This is a genomic window from Asaia platycodi JCM 25414, from assembly GCF_000614545.1.
Taxonomy (GTDB): domain Bacteria; phylum Pseudomonadota; class Alphaproteobacteria; order Acetobacterales; family Acetobacteraceae; genus Asaia; species Asaia platycodi.
Genome location: NZ_BAKW01000017.1, coordinates 72647 through 86883, shown reverse-complemented (window position 1 = coordinate 86883; position 14237 = coordinate 72647). Strand labels below are relative to the sequence as shown.

12 protein-coding genes and 4 pseudogenes are annotated in these 14237 nt (G+C 61.0%); 4 read left to right on the top strand and 12 right to left on the bottom strand.

Annotation, left to right across the window (positions count from 1 at the left end; genetic code table 11):
* Positions 1-534 (top strand): class A beta-lactamase (locus tag JCM25414_RS12435; protein ID WP_025841853.1); only part of this gene is annotated, 534 nt, incomplete at its 5' end.
* Between the two features lie 83 nt (positions 535-617).
* Here the strand turns inward: JCM25414_RS12435 and JCM25414_RS12430 are convergent.
* From JCM25414_RS12430 to JCM25414_RS12390, 9 genes and pseudogenes are all read right to left on the bottom strand, one after another.
* Complete coding sequence (locus JCM25414_RS12430; RefSeq protein ID WP_025841852.1) at positions 618-989, bottom strand: hypothetical protein; 372 nt, start codon at positions 987-989, stop codon at positions 618-620.
* Positions 990-1044: 55 nt separating this feature from the next.
* Positions 1045-2364, bottom strand: coding sequence for a dihydroorotase (locus tag JCM25414_RS12425; RefSeq protein ID WP_025841851.1), 1320 nt, complete (start codon positions 2362-2364; stop codon positions 1045-1047).
* 28 nt (positions 2365-2392) lie between these two features.
* A pseudogene (gene asnB, locus JCM25414_RS20045) lies at positions 2393-4131 on the bottom strand (asparagine synthase (glutamine-hydrolyzing)).
* A 29-nt stretch (positions 4132-4160) separates the two neighbouring features.
* A pseudogene (locus JCM25414_RS20040) lies at positions 4161-5204 on the bottom strand (glycosyltransferase); the annotation flags it as partial.
* Between the two features lie 6 nt (positions 5205-5210).
* Positions 5211-6109: pseudogene (locus JCM25414_RS20035) on the bottom strand (glycosyltransferase family 9 protein).
* Positions 6106-6783 carry a DNA polymerase III subunit epsilon gene (gene dnaQ / locus JCM25414_RS12405; RefSeq protein WP_025841850.1) on the bottom strand — a complete coding sequence of 226 codons (678 nt, stop codon included), beginning with the start codon at positions 6781-6783 and terminating at the stop codon, positions 6106-6108. The pseudogene JCM25414_RS20035 and the gene dnaQ overlap by 4 nt, the downstream one beginning before the upstream one ends.
* 31 nt (positions 6784-6814) lie before the next feature.
* Complete coding sequence (gene coaE / locus JCM25414_RS20030) at positions 6815-7372, bottom strand: dephospho-CoA kinase (protein ID WP_242403559.1); 558 nt, start codon at positions 7370-7372, stop codon at positions 6815-6817.
* An 18-nt stretch (positions 7373-7390) separates the two neighbouring features.
* Positions 7391-8225 (bottom strand): annotated as a pseudogene (gene aroE / locus JCM25414_RS20025) (shikimate dehydrogenase).
* Positions 8146-9030 (bottom strand): N-formylglutamate amidohydrolase, encoded by an 885-nt coding sequence (locus JCM25414_RS12390; protein WP_025841849.1) that lies wholly within the window; start codon positions 9028-9030, stop codon positions 8146-8148. Before JCM25414_RS12390 ends, aroE begins: the two are co-directional and overlap by 80 nt.
* 61 nt (positions 9031-9091) lie before the next feature.
* Between JCM25414_RS12390 and argH the strand changes: the two genes are divergently transcribed.
* Together argH and JCM25414_RS23810 are read left to right on the top strand one after the other, a co-directional pair.
* Positions 9092-10516 (top strand): argininosuccinate lyase, encoded by a 1425-nt coding sequence (gene argH, locus JCM25414_RS12385; RefSeq protein WP_025841848.1) that lies wholly within the window; start codon positions 9092-9094, stop codon positions 10514-10516.
* Complete coding sequence (locus tag JCM25414_RS23810) at positions 10513-10650, top strand: hypothetical protein (RefSeq protein WP_199897635.1); 138 nt, start codon at positions 10513-10515, stop codon at positions 10648-10650. The genes argH and JCM25414_RS23810 overlap by 4 nt, the downstream gene beginning before the upstream one ends.
* Before the next feature lie 129 nt (positions 10651-10779).
* Here JCM25414_RS23810 and JCM25414_RS20020 read toward each other — a convergent pair whose 3' ends face one another.
* The gene (locus JCM25414_RS20020) at positions 10780-11472 is read right to left on the bottom strand and encodes a glutamate--tRNA ligase family protein (protein ID WP_051535874.1); all 693 of its coding nucleotides are present in this window, start codon (positions 11470-11472) and stop codon (positions 10780-10782) included.
* A 138-nt stretch (positions 11473-11610) separates the two neighbouring features.
* Here JCM25414_RS20020 and JCM25414_RS12365 point away from each other — a divergent pair, with 138 nt between their 5' ends.
* Positions 11611-12174 carry an HNH endonuclease gene (locus JCM25414_RS12365; protein ID WP_025841847.1) on the top strand — a complete coding sequence of 188 codons (564 nt, stop codon included), beginning with the start codon at positions 11611-11613 and terminating at the stop codon, positions 12172-12174.
* 34 nt (positions 12175-12208) lie between these two features.
* Here JCM25414_RS12365 and JCM25414_RS12360 read toward each other — a convergent pair whose 3' ends face one another.
* Positions 12209-12562 carry an arsenate reductase gene (locus tag JCM25414_RS12360; RefSeq protein ID WP_025841846.1) on the bottom strand — a complete coding sequence of 118 codons (354 nt, stop codon included), beginning with the start codon at positions 12560-12562 and terminating at the stop codon, positions 12209-12211.
* 79 nt (positions 12563-12641) lie between these two features.
* Positions 12642-14237, bottom strand: a complete 1596-nt coding sequence (gene guaA / locus JCM25414_RS12355; RefSeq protein WP_025841845.1) for a glutamine-hydrolyzing GMP synthase — start codon at positions 14235-14237, stop codon at positions 12642-12644.

The following is a 14237-nucleotide window of genomic DNA, read 5'->3' as shown; positions in this document are numbered from 1 at the left end:
GGCAGTCTCAGCCTCGCCGCCCTCTGTGCCGGCGCTGTCACGATGAGCGATAATGTATGCGCCAATATGCTGCTGCGCCATATCGGTGGGCCTGCAGCGCTGACGCGTTTCTGGCGCGATAGTGGCGATGACGTCACCCGTCTCGATGCATTCGAACCCGAACTCAATCGTCCTTCCGCCGACCCGCAGGCCAACACGACAAGCCCCGTTGCCATGGCGCGCACATTGCACCGGCTGATACACGGCACGCTCTTACACCCTCATTCCGCAGCGCTTCTGCGTGGATGGATGATCAGCTGCACCACCGGAACCCATCGCCTGCGCGCGGGACTACCGCCTCACTGGATCGCCGGAGACAAGACAGGCAATAACGGAAAGGATATCTCTGCCGACATCGCCTTCGCCACGCTCGAAGCACAGCCGGCTCGATCGATCATCATGACGGCCTATACCTCGGGCGGCACGCCGGACGAAGCACGGTTTCGCAAGGTATTTCATGATATCGGTGCCCTGGCGCCGCAGCTTATAGGCTGAACGAAAAAAGGGTGGGGCTACCCCCCACCCTTTCATGCAAATACAAAGGCCCCGGCCGCTTGCCGGAGCATCGCCTATGACACTCAGTGCTTGGCAAGCTTCTTGCCTGCTGATGTCAGATCGGCAGAGAGATGGCTGAAATTCGCCGCGATACGCTGCTGAACGCCGGTACTGACCGCATGGATCTTGGCGATACGGTCACGAGCCTCTTCACTGATCGCCTGCTCTTCTTTCTGCGCGGCTGACGCAACGCAGCTGTTATAGCTGCGTGCCTCCTTCTCATAAGCCTGGAACCTGTCGACGCTCGCATTGTAATGCGCTGTGTCGGTCGCAGTAATCGTCGGGGCGGAAGGCTCCTGCCCGCATTTGGCCCGCGGGTCGGCGAACGCCGATGAAGCGCTCACGCTGGCACAGGCGAACGAGGCGGAAAGAAGCGAAAAGACAAGACGTTTCATGATCAAGCAGGCTGCCAGTTACGGGTGAAGAACAGGGACGGAATTTGCGCAATAATTACGGCGCAAATCGGGCCAGATGACCGATCGGCTTCGAGACGATTTCATCGTCACGCATCACGATTGTGCCGCGCACGATGGTGCCGACCGGCCAGCCGGTCACGCGCTTGCCATCGAAGGGCGTCCAGCCGACCGGGCTTGCGATCCAGTCATTGCGGATTTCGCGCTGCGCCTTCAGATCGACCAAGGTAAAATCGGCATCGAAACCGACCGCCAGACGCCCCTTGGTCTGCAATCCGTATATGCGTGCCGGACCAGCCGCCATCAGATCGACCAGACGGGTCAGGCTCAGGCGCCCGGCATGCACATGGTCAAGCATCACCGGCAGAATCGTCTGCACCCCGGTCAGTCCTGCCGGGCATTGCGGCCACGGCTTTTCCTTCGCCTCGCGGGGATGAGGCGCGTGATCGGACGACACCACATCGACACGCCCGTCACGCACGGCAGCCCAGCAGGCATCGTAATGGCGCTGATCGCGAATGGGCGGATTCATGACCGCGTAGGCACCAAGCGTCTCGTAGCAATCCGGACCAACCTGCGTAAGGTGATTGACGAGAACCTCGACACTGACATGCGACCGATGTGCTGCCAGCCAGTCGAGTTCTTCAGCGGTCGAGGTATGCAGGATATGCACGGGGCGGCCGGTCTTGCGAGCGAGTGCCGTGATACGACGCGTGCCGAGAAAAGCACACTCCTCATCGCGCCAGATCATGTGGTTCACATGCGCCATGCCGGTCTCGAAAAGCGGCTTGCGCGCCTGAAGCCGATATTCGTCTTCCGAATGGAAAGCCACACGGCGATGCCCGCTGCGCAGAACCGCTTCGATGCCTTCGTCATCCTCGATCATCAGGTCGCCGGTCGATGACCCCGCAAAGACCTTGATGGCGCAGATTCCTTCTTCCTGCTCCAACCCGGCGAGTTGTGGCGTATTGGCGCGCGTTGCCCCAACATAGAACCCCATATCGATCAGGGCATTCTCGGCCACCGTGCGGCGCTTGTCAGCGATGGTCTCGGCAGACGTAATCGAAGGCGACGTGTTCGGCATATCGAACACCATGGTGATGCCGCCCAAAGCCGCAGCGCGCGTGCCGGTGGCGATTGATTCGATAGCGGCATTCCCCGGATCGCGCAGATGGACATGGCTGTCGATCATGCCAGGCAGAACATGCAGCCCTTTTGCGTCGATTTCCTGCGCGGCGCTATCGTGAGATGTGACAGTGAGGCTCGCAATGCGGCCGTCTTTCACGCCGAGATCGGCCTGCGCCTCCCCCCAGGGAAAAACGCAGGTACCGTGCCTGATGATCAGATCGTAATGCATGGTTTTCTCCTCAGATCGGGGGGCGGTTTCAACGGGCAAGGGTCTCGAAAACATCGCCTTCGAAAGAACTGCTCTCGATATGGATGCGGTGCCAAAGGGCGTAGAACAACAGCGCCCAAGCGGCATGACGTTCGCGCCGCCCTGCAGCACGGGTGAAAAGCGCCTTGATGGTTTCAGGCGCGATGACACCCTTGAGCGCAGTGCTGTCTGCAACGAGCGGGCCCAGACGCGCGCCTTGCGCCGCAATCCATTCCCCGATCGGCACGGTGAAACCCTGTTTGGGCGCAAAAGGTGTGGCACCGGGCACGTTCTTTTCGACCCAACGACGCAGCAGATATTTGCCGTGCTTGCCCTGAATTTTCAGCGAATCCGGCAGGGACCAGGCCAGCGCACTCAATGCCGGGTCGAGCAGCGGGGTACGGCCTTCAACGGCGTGGGCCATGAGGCAGCGGTCGAGCTTGATCAGCAAATCATTGGGCAGCCACTCGCGCAGATCGAGCGCCTGAACGGCACGCAAACGGGTTTCCTCGAATTGGGGCACGAAATCCGCACGCCATTTCCTGCCGGTTTCGAGCGCGCAGATCCCATCCATCATGCCGCGACGCCAGGGAAGTCGCCCACCACGCCACCACGGGCGCATGGCACGCCGATACCGGCCATAGCCGCCAAATAACTCGTCGCCACCCTCACCGCTGAGAATGACCTTGACGTCCTTTCGCGCCTCACGCGCCAGAAACCAGCTTGGAATGATGGCGTAATCGGCTACCGGGTCATCCAGACAGGCCACGATCTGCGGCAGATGGCGCCAGACCATCGCCTCCGTCACGGTCAGAACCTGATGCTGCGCGCCCAGATTTCGGGCGAGTTCTGCTGCCTTAGCGCTCTCGTCGACGCCACCCGTATCGAAACGCGCAGTCCAGACCAGAGGCGCGCCATGACCGAGACGCGTCATGGCAGCGAGCACAGCGCTGCTATCGATCCCGCCGGACAGAAACATGCCGAACGGCACATCGGCGCGCTCGTGAGCCTGAACACTATCCATCAAAGCTGAATCAAGGCGCGCCAGCGCCGTCTCTTCCGTCAGGCTCCTGTCGATGCTGCCGTGAATGACAGGCTGTTTTTTCGCCTGATCAAGCGCACCATCAACAAAGCGCAAAGTCTCGCCGGGCAGAACGCGCATGATACCGGGATAGATCGTCTCGCGCCCCGCCACGAATTGCGCCTGCAAAAGCTGGTCGCGTGCCTCTGGGCGTATGGCACGCGGCAGCAAATTTGTAGCCAGCAACACTTGCGGTTCGGAAGCGAAAATTACCCCGCTCGAAACCTGAGCATAATAGAGCGGCTTGATACCGAACGGATCACGACTGAGCGCGAGAACCGTCTGGGGGCCACTCTCATCGAGCAGAGCAATCGCGTACATGCCACGCAATTCGAAGGTGTATTGCGTGTCAGCAATCGGCCAGAGAAAAAGCGGGGATTCGCAGTCGCTCCCCGTCTTGAATGGCGCGTCGGCCAATCTCTGGCGTAGGGCAGGATCGTTATAGATCTCCCCATTGGCGACCAGAGCCGTCGAGCCTGAGTGAGCGGCTGCGCGCCGCCCTCAAGATCGACAATCGACAGACGCCTATGCACCAGGGCGGCTGAACCCGTCTCGTAAAATCCTTCGCCATCAGGTCCGCGATGACGCAGAGCCTCCGCCATGAGATTAAGAATGACCGGGTCAGGCTTGTGACCGGGAAGGCAGGCAATGCCCGCAATGCCGCACATGCGCTAGCAGCTCCGCTCTGACGGGACGCCATGGCAGATAGAAACGCGTCCCAGCGCGCCAGAACGGTCGGCGCCGAGAACTCACGTTCGAAACGCGCCCTTCCGTTCCGGGCGAGACGCTCGGCGAGTTCAGGCGTCTCCAGAACACGCCCGATGGCTTCGGCCAAGGCCTGCGGATCTTCCACAGGCGACAGCAGGCCGTCTTCCGTGCCCGACAGCACTTCCTCCGGCCCCTGAATGGCGCTGGCCACGATCGGACGCGCCGCAGAAAGCGCCTCGATCACCACATTACCCAGAGGCTCGATACGCGACGGACAGACGAGAAGATCGCAGGCTTTCAGCCAGGCACCGCTATCCTGCACCCAACCTGGCATATGCACGCGATCAGTCACGCCCTCGCTCGCAGCAAGCGCGGTCAGGGCCTCGCGCTCAGGCCCCTCGCCCGCAATCACCAGATGAACACCGGGCAGCGCCTTCATCGCGCGTATGAGCACATCGAAGGCCTTGTTGCGATGCAGTCGCCCGAGCGCCAGAATGAATTTCTGCCCTTCGGCTACACAGGGCGGGCGTTCGGGCGCCACACCCGACAGATCGGTCGCAAAATTGGGCAGATAATGCACATTATCCGCAGGCCACCCTTGGGCGATCATCCAGCGCGCAAGCCCTCGCGTATTGCCGATCAGATCAGAGCAGCGCCGATAATTGGCGAGATCGTAATACCCGCCCAGACGCCCGGCCATGGGCCAAGGACCCTTGGGCAGCATGCGTGCAGCACGGCTCATCCAGGCAATGACGATCTGCGGCTCGAATTGCGTGAGGCTCTGGCGCAGCCGGATCGTCGTCATGAAATCGAGACGCCCGCCAAAACGCATCGCTTCGGTCCTGACGCCCTTCGCTTTCAAGCGGGATTCACGAGCCGGGTCACGACGCAGAACGGCACGCACATCATGGCCAGATTCATGCTGCGCCATGCAAAGGCGCTCATAAAACAGCTCGGCGCCACCACTCGCGGCGCCAGCCATGACATGGGCGATGCGCAGCGGAGAAGACGGGAGGAGACGCGTCTGGCTCATGTCTGATTATCCTTCATCCGCCAGAAGCGCACAAGTTGCCTGCACGACACGCTCCGCTGAAAGGCCGGCAATCGGCGCGTCTCCTTCAGGACCGGGAGCCGCGATAAAGCGGGCTTTCGGCCCGGTCGGGGCATATTCCGACGCGCGGCTCGGGCCGAACAACCCGAGCGTCGGCACAGAGGCCGCCGCCGACAGATGCATCAGCCTGAATCATTGCCGACAAACAGGGCACAGCGGCGCAAAAGCGCCGTGATCAGACCGAGCCCCGCCTGTCCCCCCAGATCAATGGCGTCATCGAGCGCGGCCAGAACTGGCCGCGCGCGCGCGCGCTCCTCTTCTCCCGGACCATAGAAGAGAACGGGCATCAGGCCTTTGGCCTGCATTGCTCGCCCGAGCGCGATAAAATTCTCTGGGGGCCAGATCTTGCCATCCCAATTCGCCGTTGGCGCGAGCGCGCAGTAGCGCCGCATCTCGGGCAAAATGGCACTGGCGAGACGCTCCTGATCTGGGCGCGACCAGGCTTGAGGCATGAGAGGAGGCCGGTTGCGAAACAGCGCAGAAAGATGACCGATACGCGCACCCGGTCGACGCCCCCCGCGCAGGATGCGGCGACGCAGGGTCGGCAGAAAAAATGATACGCCCGACCCTCGCAGATCCACCACCATGTCCCACCAGCGGCCAACACAACACCACCAGAGTGAGATCCAGTGCAGATCGTAGCGACGCTTGCTGACCACAATCACGCGCTCGACCTGCGGACAAGCCTCGAAATACGAAGCGGCAACCGGCCCGCAGGCGATGGTGAAACGCGCTTGAGGATAGCGTCGGATCAACTCACCCAGCGCGCCTGAGGAAATAACCGCATCGCCAAGGCGATTGGCAGTGATGAACAGAATCCGTTTCATTGCAGCCAGATTGGCTCCTTGAGGCTGGCCACAAATTTCTCATGGGCGGCCAATGTCTCTTCATCCGGTGGGGTCATGGGGCGCGGCTTACGGTCGGGATTGGCACGATAGGTTGCGACCCCACCCCCACTCCCCGAAACGGCGAGACCAAGCCCGCGCTGACGTCCCCCCATCAGTTCGAGATAGACCTCGGAGAGCAGCTTGCAATCGAGCAGCGCATTATGCGTCGTACGCGCCGAAAGATCGATATCGTGACGGCGGCACAACGCATCGAGTGAATTGGGCAGACCGGGATAGCGCTTCTTGGCCATTTCAAGCGTATCGACCATACGTTTGCGCTCGAGCGGCGGCTTGCCGCAGGCTTCCAGCTCGGCGTTGATAAAGCCGAAATCGAAGGGCGCATTATGCGCGATCATTTCATCATCGCCGATAAAGGCAAGGAATCCGTCAGCAATCTCGGCAAATTTCGGCTTGTCGCGCAGGTCGTCGAGGGTGAAACCATGCACGCGGCTCGCTTCTGGCGGCACGTCGCGCTCGGGGTTGATAAGCACGTGAAAAGTCTCGCCCGTCGGCAGATCGTCAATCAGCTCAAGGGCGGCGATTTCGATCACGCGATCGCCCGTCGCCGGGTCGAGCCCTGTGGTTTCCGTATCGAAAAGGATCGACCGTTTCATCGGGCGCTCTCCAGACTCGTTATCAGGCGTTTCAATTGTCGCGCGGTATGGCCGCGTGAGAGCCATTGCGCAACAGATGATCGGCACGTCTGTTGCGATCACGGTCGCTCATCTGCCGTGCGAGAAGATGACGCGCTTGCTCCTCGCTCAACGATCGACGCTTCATGACGCGACGCAGACGCACGGCGAGAGGCGCGGTTACCACGACTACGGCGCCGCAGTCGCGATCGGCCCCGGTCTCGAACAGAAGCGGAATATCGAGCACGCAGATCCTGACCCCACGCCGCGTCATGCGCCGCAAAAAGGCCCGTCGTTCTTTGCGCACCAGAGGGTGAATGATCGCTTCAAGCGCGGCGATTTCCTGCGGATGCCCTATGACGGCCCGACGCAGCGCCACGCGATCAACCGCATGGTCACGCACAGCCTGCGGCCAGCGTCGCGCAATGGCGGAAACGGCCTTTCCGCCTTTCGCCTGCAAGCCATGCACGGCCAGATCAGCGTCGAAAACCGGCCAGCCCACCCGGCGCATGAAGCGCGCCACGGTCGTCTTGCCAGCGCCCATTCCTCCCGTGAGACCCAGAACGATCATGTCAGCGCAGCAACCCCGTCACTCAAGCGTCTCGACAAGACGGGCGCGCAAAACGGGATCAGCCTCGGGATAGACACCGAACCAGCCTCGAAGCCCGGCCGTGCCTGATGGATCAGCATGCCGAGCCCATCGACACCTTTCAGGCCGCGGGCTCGTGCTGCGGCCAGAAGCGGCGTTTCGAGCGGCATATAGACGATATCCGATACCACGAGCGCTTCATCGGCCTTTGTCAGGCAACTTGCCCAGTCGTGCCCCTCCTGCCCAGTCATGCCGAGCGAAGTCGTATTCACCAGCAGGTCGAATTCGGCGAGGCAGTCTGTCCAGCGTGACCAGTCGATCACATCTCCATCGCCGAGCGCCGCCACGATATTTTCTGCACGGCTATAGGTGCGATTGGCCAGAGTGAGCGTGCACCCGGCATCGAGCAATGCGGCACAGACCGCACGCGACGCCCCCCCCGCCCCCAGAACCAGCGTTTTGCAAGGCAGGGTTACCCCGGCCTCGCGCAGGGAATCCAGATAGCCGAACCCGTCGGTGCATTCGCCCCGTATCTGCCCATCGGGCTCGAAAATCAGCGTGTTCACCGAGCCTGCGCGCTGCGCCGACGCACCATGCGGTCGACGAGAGCAAAGGCGGCTTCCTTATGCGGGATCGTGACATTAAGCCCGGCAAAGCCGAGCGCCTGCAAGGCACGGATGCCACGCTCAAAATGCTCAGGCGCGAGCGGCAGGCGCAAATAGAGCCCATTGATGCCATAGCGCGCGCACCAGTAATTATGAAGAATGGGCGAGCGCGTATAGGTCAGCGGCCAGCCCGTCACGGCAGCAAGTTGCGGCACACCTTCGGGGAACAGCGCAGCGAGTGCCGCACGGGCCTCGTCGAGGCTCAGCCTCCTTCGAGATGGCGTTCCAGTAAAGCGGCAACAGCCGCGCCAGTCTCTGTGCCCAAGATTTCTGTCCCGCCTCGTCAGCTATCAGATCCTGACGGATCTCGATCTCCAGATAGGGCAGATTGGCCCGCTCTGCATGGTAAGGCACGGTATAATCCGATGTTGCCGTCAGCACATAGGGTTCATTATCGCCCACACAGAGATCGCCCTCCTGCCGCAACAAATCGAGCATGATGCGCGCTGAGCGCGTATCGCGGTGGTGCAGGATCCCGACATCCCACGGACGCGCGACGCCATTCATGGCAGGCGTGAAGCTGTGCAGGGCAATGAGCGCCGTCGGCCCCGTTCTGGCGCGCAGGGTCTCGGCGATCCGATCGTGATAGGGATGCAGTATCTCGCGCTCGCGCCGTGCCCGACAGGCGACTGACAGCGCCTTGTTACCTGCAATCTCGGTCCGGTCGGAGATCGTCGGGATGGAGGTCGGATGACCGGGGGCGCGATTGCTGTCGATCACAAGACGCGAATAGACCTGCTCGATCAGATCGGCACCGAGCAGGCCGGACAGCACGACGCCGACCCCATGAATGCCGATGTCCCAGGCGATGTGACGCTCCCACTCCGGCTCTGCGACGCCCAGACGACCCAGACATTGAGGCACGGCGCGGCCTGCATGATCGCTGACCAGCACGAACGGACCTTCCGCTGTCGCTTTCGTGATTCGGAAGGGCGCCGGATCTTCGGGGCCGAGAAGAGGCAGAAAACCGCTCATGAATTGCGCGCACCATGCTGACTGACTAGGTTAGCGTCTTCTTGACCATAATCCCTACGCCATGGACAACCCCGTGACCGAGACCGAAACCAGACTGGCCAACCCGCAATGGGGCGGCCGCTTCGCCGCTGGCCCCGCCGCCATCATGGCCGATATCAATGCCTCGATCGATTTCGACCGGAATTTATGGCGTCAGGACATACGCGGCTCGCTGGCTCACGCCGCCATGCTGGCACGCGTCGGCTTGCTGACCGCTGCCGAGGAACAGGAAATCCGCGACGGGCTGCACGGGATTGCGCGCGACATCGAAGCGGGCAATTTCGATTTCTCGCAGGATCTCGAAGATATTCACATGAATATCGAGGCACGTCTCTCTGAGCACATCGGTGAGGCTGGCAAGCGCCTGCATACAGCACGCTCGCGCAACGACCAGGTGGCGACAGATTTCCGCCTCTGGGTGCGCGACGCGATTGATGGCATCAGCGGCCAGATCTCGGCGCTCATGCGCTCTCTGGCCACGCGTGCGTTGCAGCACGCAGCCGATGCCATGCCGGGCTTCACCCATCTTCAGGTGGCGCAGCCAGTCACGTTCGGCCATCACCTGCTTGCCTATGTCGAAATGCTATCGCGCGACCGAGACCGCCTGCGCGATGCGCGGGCACGACTCAATGAATGCCCTCTGGGCTCTGCCGCACTGGCTGGCACCTCTTTCCCGATCGATCGTCGCTTCACGGCGTCGCTACTGGGCTTCGACCGCCCCACGGCGAACTCCCTGGATTCGGTCTCGGATCGTGACTTTGCGCTCGAATATCTCTCCGCACTCTCGCTGCTCGGCATGCACCTGTCGCGCCTGTCGGAAGAGCTGGTGCTCTGGTGCTCGGCGCCGTTCAGCTTCGTGCGCCTGTCCGACGGCTTCACGACCGGCTCGTCCATCATGCCGCAGAAGAAAAATCCCGATGCAGCGGAGCTTGTGCGCGCCAAGGTCGGGCGTATCACCGGTGATTTCATGGGCCTGCTGATGGTCATGAAAGGCCTGCCCCTCGCCTATGCCAAAGACACGCAGGAAGACAAGGAGCCGGTATTCGATGCAACCGAAGCCGCAACCCTGTCTCTGGCGGCGATGGATGGCATGATCCGTGACATGACGGCCAATACCGACAAGATGCGCGCCCTCGCGGGGGCCGGTTTCGCTACGGCCACCGATCTTGCCGACTGGCTGGTACGCGTGCCGCGCCTGCCTTTCCGCACGGCGCATCACGTTACCGGGCGTCTGGTCGGCATGGCCGAAGCCAAGGGCTGCGATCTGGCCGATCTCACGCTTGAGGAAATGCAGAGCGTCGAGGCCCAGATCGATGCGAGCATTTTCGAGGTGCTGACCGTCGAATCTTCCCTCGCCTCCCGCACCAGCGAGGGCGGCACGGCCCCTGAAAGCGTCACCCGTGCAGCACAGGCCTGGTTGGCACGTCTTGAGGAGAATGCTGCATGAAGATTTCAGCTCGATTGCTTTGCTTCACCCTGCTTGGCGCGGTCATGCTGACGGCTTGCGGCAAGAAGGGGGCGCCTCATGCCCCCGGCCCAGCAAGCGCCATTACCTATCCGCATTCCTACCCGCCGGAATAATTTCTGCCGCTCCCAGGGCCTGCCGCGCCAGAGCAATCAGTTCAGGCGCAGTAAGGCCTTTTTCCCGCAGCGCCCGCAGGCTCTCGGCGCCATCGCGCTTTGAGAGCTTGCGTCCGGTCTCGTCGCAGATCAGCCGTGATGGGCGTAAAGCGGTTCCGGAAAGCCAAGCAGTTCCTGCAACACGCGATGCACTGACGTCGCTTCGAAAAGATCGGCCCCGCGCGTCACCAGTGTGATGCCCTGACGCGCATCGTCGCAAGTGACGCAAAGATGGTAGGAGACACCATTGTCGCGGCGTCCGAGAACGACATCGCCGAATTGCTCGGCACGCCCCGAGATGCGTAATCCGCTCGCCTCCCGCCATGAGGGACTCATGCCCAGCCGCCTGAGAGCCTTGTCCATATCCAGGCGCCAGACATGCGGCTGCTGGGGATCCAGCCTCGCTCCACGACATGCGCCGCCATAAACGGGGCTGCCATCCGGGGCATACCCCTGCGCGTTGGCCTGAACCTGAGCGCGCGAGCAGGAGCAGGCATAGACAAGTCTTTCCTGACGCAGGCGATCGAGCGCCGCACGGTAAAACGGTATATGCTCGGATTGTTTCATAATCGCCTCGTCACTGACAAAACCGAGCCACCCCAGATCGTCCAGAAGCGCCTGTTCGAAACGCGGCAGACACCGTTGAGGATCGATATCCTCGATACGAATCAAGAACTTGCCCTGCACGCCCGCAAGGTCTCGTGCGTGACAGACCGAAGCAACATGACCGAGATGCAGAAATCCGGTCGGGCTCGGCGCAAAACGTGTGTGAAATCCTGTCATCAAACCTTCGCTTGCCCTGCTCACGGAAAGCTGAAATAGTCACGTCAATCAGACAGACGGCGCATATCTATAAGCGCTGGCTTACCGTCGCGCTTGAGATAATCCGATCGTGCTGCCCTGTAAAAGAGGATGCGATCGATGCTTGCCACCGCCCAGCATTTCCCCGCTCTTGTATTGAATGCGGATTTTCGCCCGCTTTCTTACTTTCCGTTATCGCTATGGTCCTGGCAAGAGAGCGTCAAAGCGGTCTTTCTGGACCGTGTCTCGGTATTGAGCGAATATGATGACGTCGAAGTTCACTCGCCAAGCTGCGTGATGCGCGTGCCGAGCGTCATTGCTCTCAAGGAATATATTCCGACAGCCAGACGCCCCGCCTTCACGCGGTTCAACGTCTTTCTGCGCGATAATTTTTCCTGCCAGTATTGCCATGACCGATTACCCACGCACGAACTGACCTTCGATCACGTCATTCCCCGTGCAAAGGGTGGGCGTACGACCTGGGAAAATGTTGTTACGGCTTGCAGTCCCTGTAATCTGATCAAGGGGTCGAAACTGCCTGCGGAAATCGGGATGCATCCCCGCATCAGGCCGGTCCAGCCCTCGACGAGACGGCTGCAGGAAAATGGCCGTAGCTTCCCACCCAATTATCTACATGAGAGCTGGCGCGACTATCTCTACTGGGATAGCGAGCTGGAAGGCTGAGCCCTCCCGCCGCAAGGTCCTTGCGGAGCTGCCCTCAGGAGAAAATCTTTTCGTAAAGCTCTGGCTTGAAGCCGAGCGTCACTGTATCGCCCCTCACCAGAACAGGTCGCTTGATCACAGTCGGATGCATCAGCATCAGTGACACGGCCTGTGCCTCGGTGGTCACCTGTTTGTCAGCATCGGGCAATTTGCGAAAAGTCGTGCCTGAACGGTTGAGCAGGGCCTCCCAACCCACGGCCTTGACCCAGGCTGTCAGATCCGGCTCGCTCAGACCATCCTTGCGCAAATCGTGATAAACGAACGCAATCCCCTGCCCCTCAAGCCACTTACGCGCCTTGCGAACAGTCTCGCAGGTAGTGATTCCGCAAAGAACGATGTCGTTTGTCATGAGCCTGATGTGTCGCGTTACGATGTCTAGGTAGACGAATGCCACATTCTGGTTTCCCGGGATGCGGCACCGAAAATCCTTATTCCCACTCGATGGTGCCGGGGGGCTTGGAGGTGATGTCGTAGGTTACGCGGTTGATGCCGCGCACTTCGTTGACGATGCGACCGGCCACACGGTTCAGGAAGCCGAAATCGAAGGGATACACTTCAGCCGTCATACCGTCGGTGCTGGTGACGGCACGCAGGGCGCAAGCCTGATCATAGGTGCGGCCATCGCCCATCACGCCGACGGTACGCACGGGCAACAGCACCGCGAAGGCCTGCCAGATGGCATCATAGAGTCCGGCATTGCGGATTTCTTCGAGATAGATCGCATCGACCTTGCGCAGCAGATCGAGCTTCTCGCGGTCGATTGCACCCGGAATACGGATAGCCAGCCCCGGCCCCGGGAAAGGATGACGCCCGACAATCGCCTCGGGAATACCCAGCTCGCGACCCAGCGCACGTACTTCGTCCTTGAACAGCTCACGCAGAGGCTCGACCAGCTTCATGTCCATGCGGTCGGGCAGGCCGCCCACATTGTGATGAGACTTGATCGTGACCGAGGGCCCACCAGTGAAGCTGATGGATTCGATGACGTCAGGATAGAGCGTGCCCTGTGCTAGGAACTGTGCACCACCAAGCTTGGTCGCTTCCTCCTCGAACACCTCGATAAACAGGCGGCCGATCGTCTTGCGCTTCACCTCGGGGTCGGTCACGCCAGCCAGCGCATTCAGGAACAGGTCAGACGCATCACGATGGATGAGGCTGATATTGAACCGGCCACGGAAGGTCTTGACCACCTCATCCGCTTCACCCGAACGCAGAATGCCCGGATCGACGAAGATGCAGGTAAGCTGATCGCCGATCGCATCATGGATCAGCTTGGCGGCAACTGAAGAATCAACACCACCCGACAGACCGCAAATGACGCGACCCGTGCCAACCTGCTCGCGAATACGGGCAATTTCAAGATCGCGGAACCCGGCCATGGTCCAGGTACCCTTGCAGCCTGCAACCTCATGGGTGAAGTTCTTGATCAGTGCGGCGCCATGAGGCGTGTGCACCACCTCAGGGTGGAACTGCACGCCGTAGAGGCGACGGCCCTCATCGGCGATGATCGCGAAAGGCGCACCTTCCGACCAGGCAACGGCACGGAAGCCGGGCGGCAACGCAGTCACGCGGTCGCCATGGCTCATCCAGACCTGCTCGCGGTGACCACGCGACCAAGCGCCACGAAAGAGCGCGCAATCTTCAGCAATCTCGATATGCGCGCGACCGAATTCGCGATGTTCGTGCGTCTCGACCTTGCCACCCAGTCGGGCACACATGGCCTGCTGACCGTAGCAGATGCCCATGACGGGAATATTGAGGTCGAACACGACATCGGGAATCTGCGGCGCGTTATCGTCATGCACGCTCGCGGGGCTGCCAGAGAGAATGATGCCCTTCGGATGAAAGCCGCGAATTTTTTCTTCTGTCGCGGTGAAAGGCCAGATCTCGCAATAGACGCCACTCTCGCGCACACGGCGTGCGATGAGCTGTGTCACCTGGCTGCCAAAATCGAGAATCAGGATACGATCCTCGTGAAGCTGCAGATCCAGATTATCGGCGTTCAGCGGGGCGATGTCGGTCAT

Coding starts and splice junctions, on each gene's coding strand:
- JCM25414_RS12430 (WP_025841852.1), bottom strand. CDS start 989: ATGAAACGTCTTGTCTTTTCGCTTCTTTCCGCCTCGTTCGCCTGTGCC.
- JCM25414_RS12425 (WP_025841851.1), bottom strand. CDS start 2,364: ATGCATTACGATCTGATCATCAGGCACGGTACCTGCGTTTTTCCCTGG.
- dnaQ (WP_025841850.1), bottom strand. CDS start 6,783: ATGAAACGGTCGATCCTTTTCGATACGGAAACCACAGGGCTCGACCCG.
- coaE (WP_242403559.1), bottom strand. CDS start 7,372: ATGATCGTTCTGGGTCTCACGGGAGGAATGGGCGCTGGCAAGACGACC.
- JCM25414_RS12390 (WP_025841849.1), bottom strand. CDS start 9,030: ATGAGCGGTTTTCTGCCTCTTCTCGGCCCCGAAGATCCGGCGCCCTTC.
- argH (WP_025841848.1), top strand. CDS start 9,092: ATGGACAACCCCGTGACCGAGACCGAAACCAGACTGGCCAACCCGCAA.
- JCM25414_RS23810 (WP_199897635.1), top strand. CDS start 10,513: ATGAAGATTTCAGCTCGATTGCTTTGCTTCACCCTGCTTGGCGCGGTC.
- JCM25414_RS20020 (WP_051535874.1), bottom strand. CDS start 11,472: ATGACAGGATTTCACACACGTTTTGCGCCGAGCCCGACCGGATTTCTG.
- JCM25414_RS12365 (WP_025841847.1), top strand. CDS start 11,611: ATGCTTGCCACCGCCCAGCATTTCCCCGCTCTTGTATTGAATGCGGAT.
- JCM25414_RS12360 (WP_025841846.1), bottom strand. CDS start 12,562: ATGACAAACGACATCGTTCTTTGCGGAATCACTACCTGCGAGACTGTT.
- guaA (WP_025841845.1), bottom strand. CDS start 14,237: ATGACCGACATCGCCCCGCTGAACGCCGATAATCTGGATCTGCAGCTT.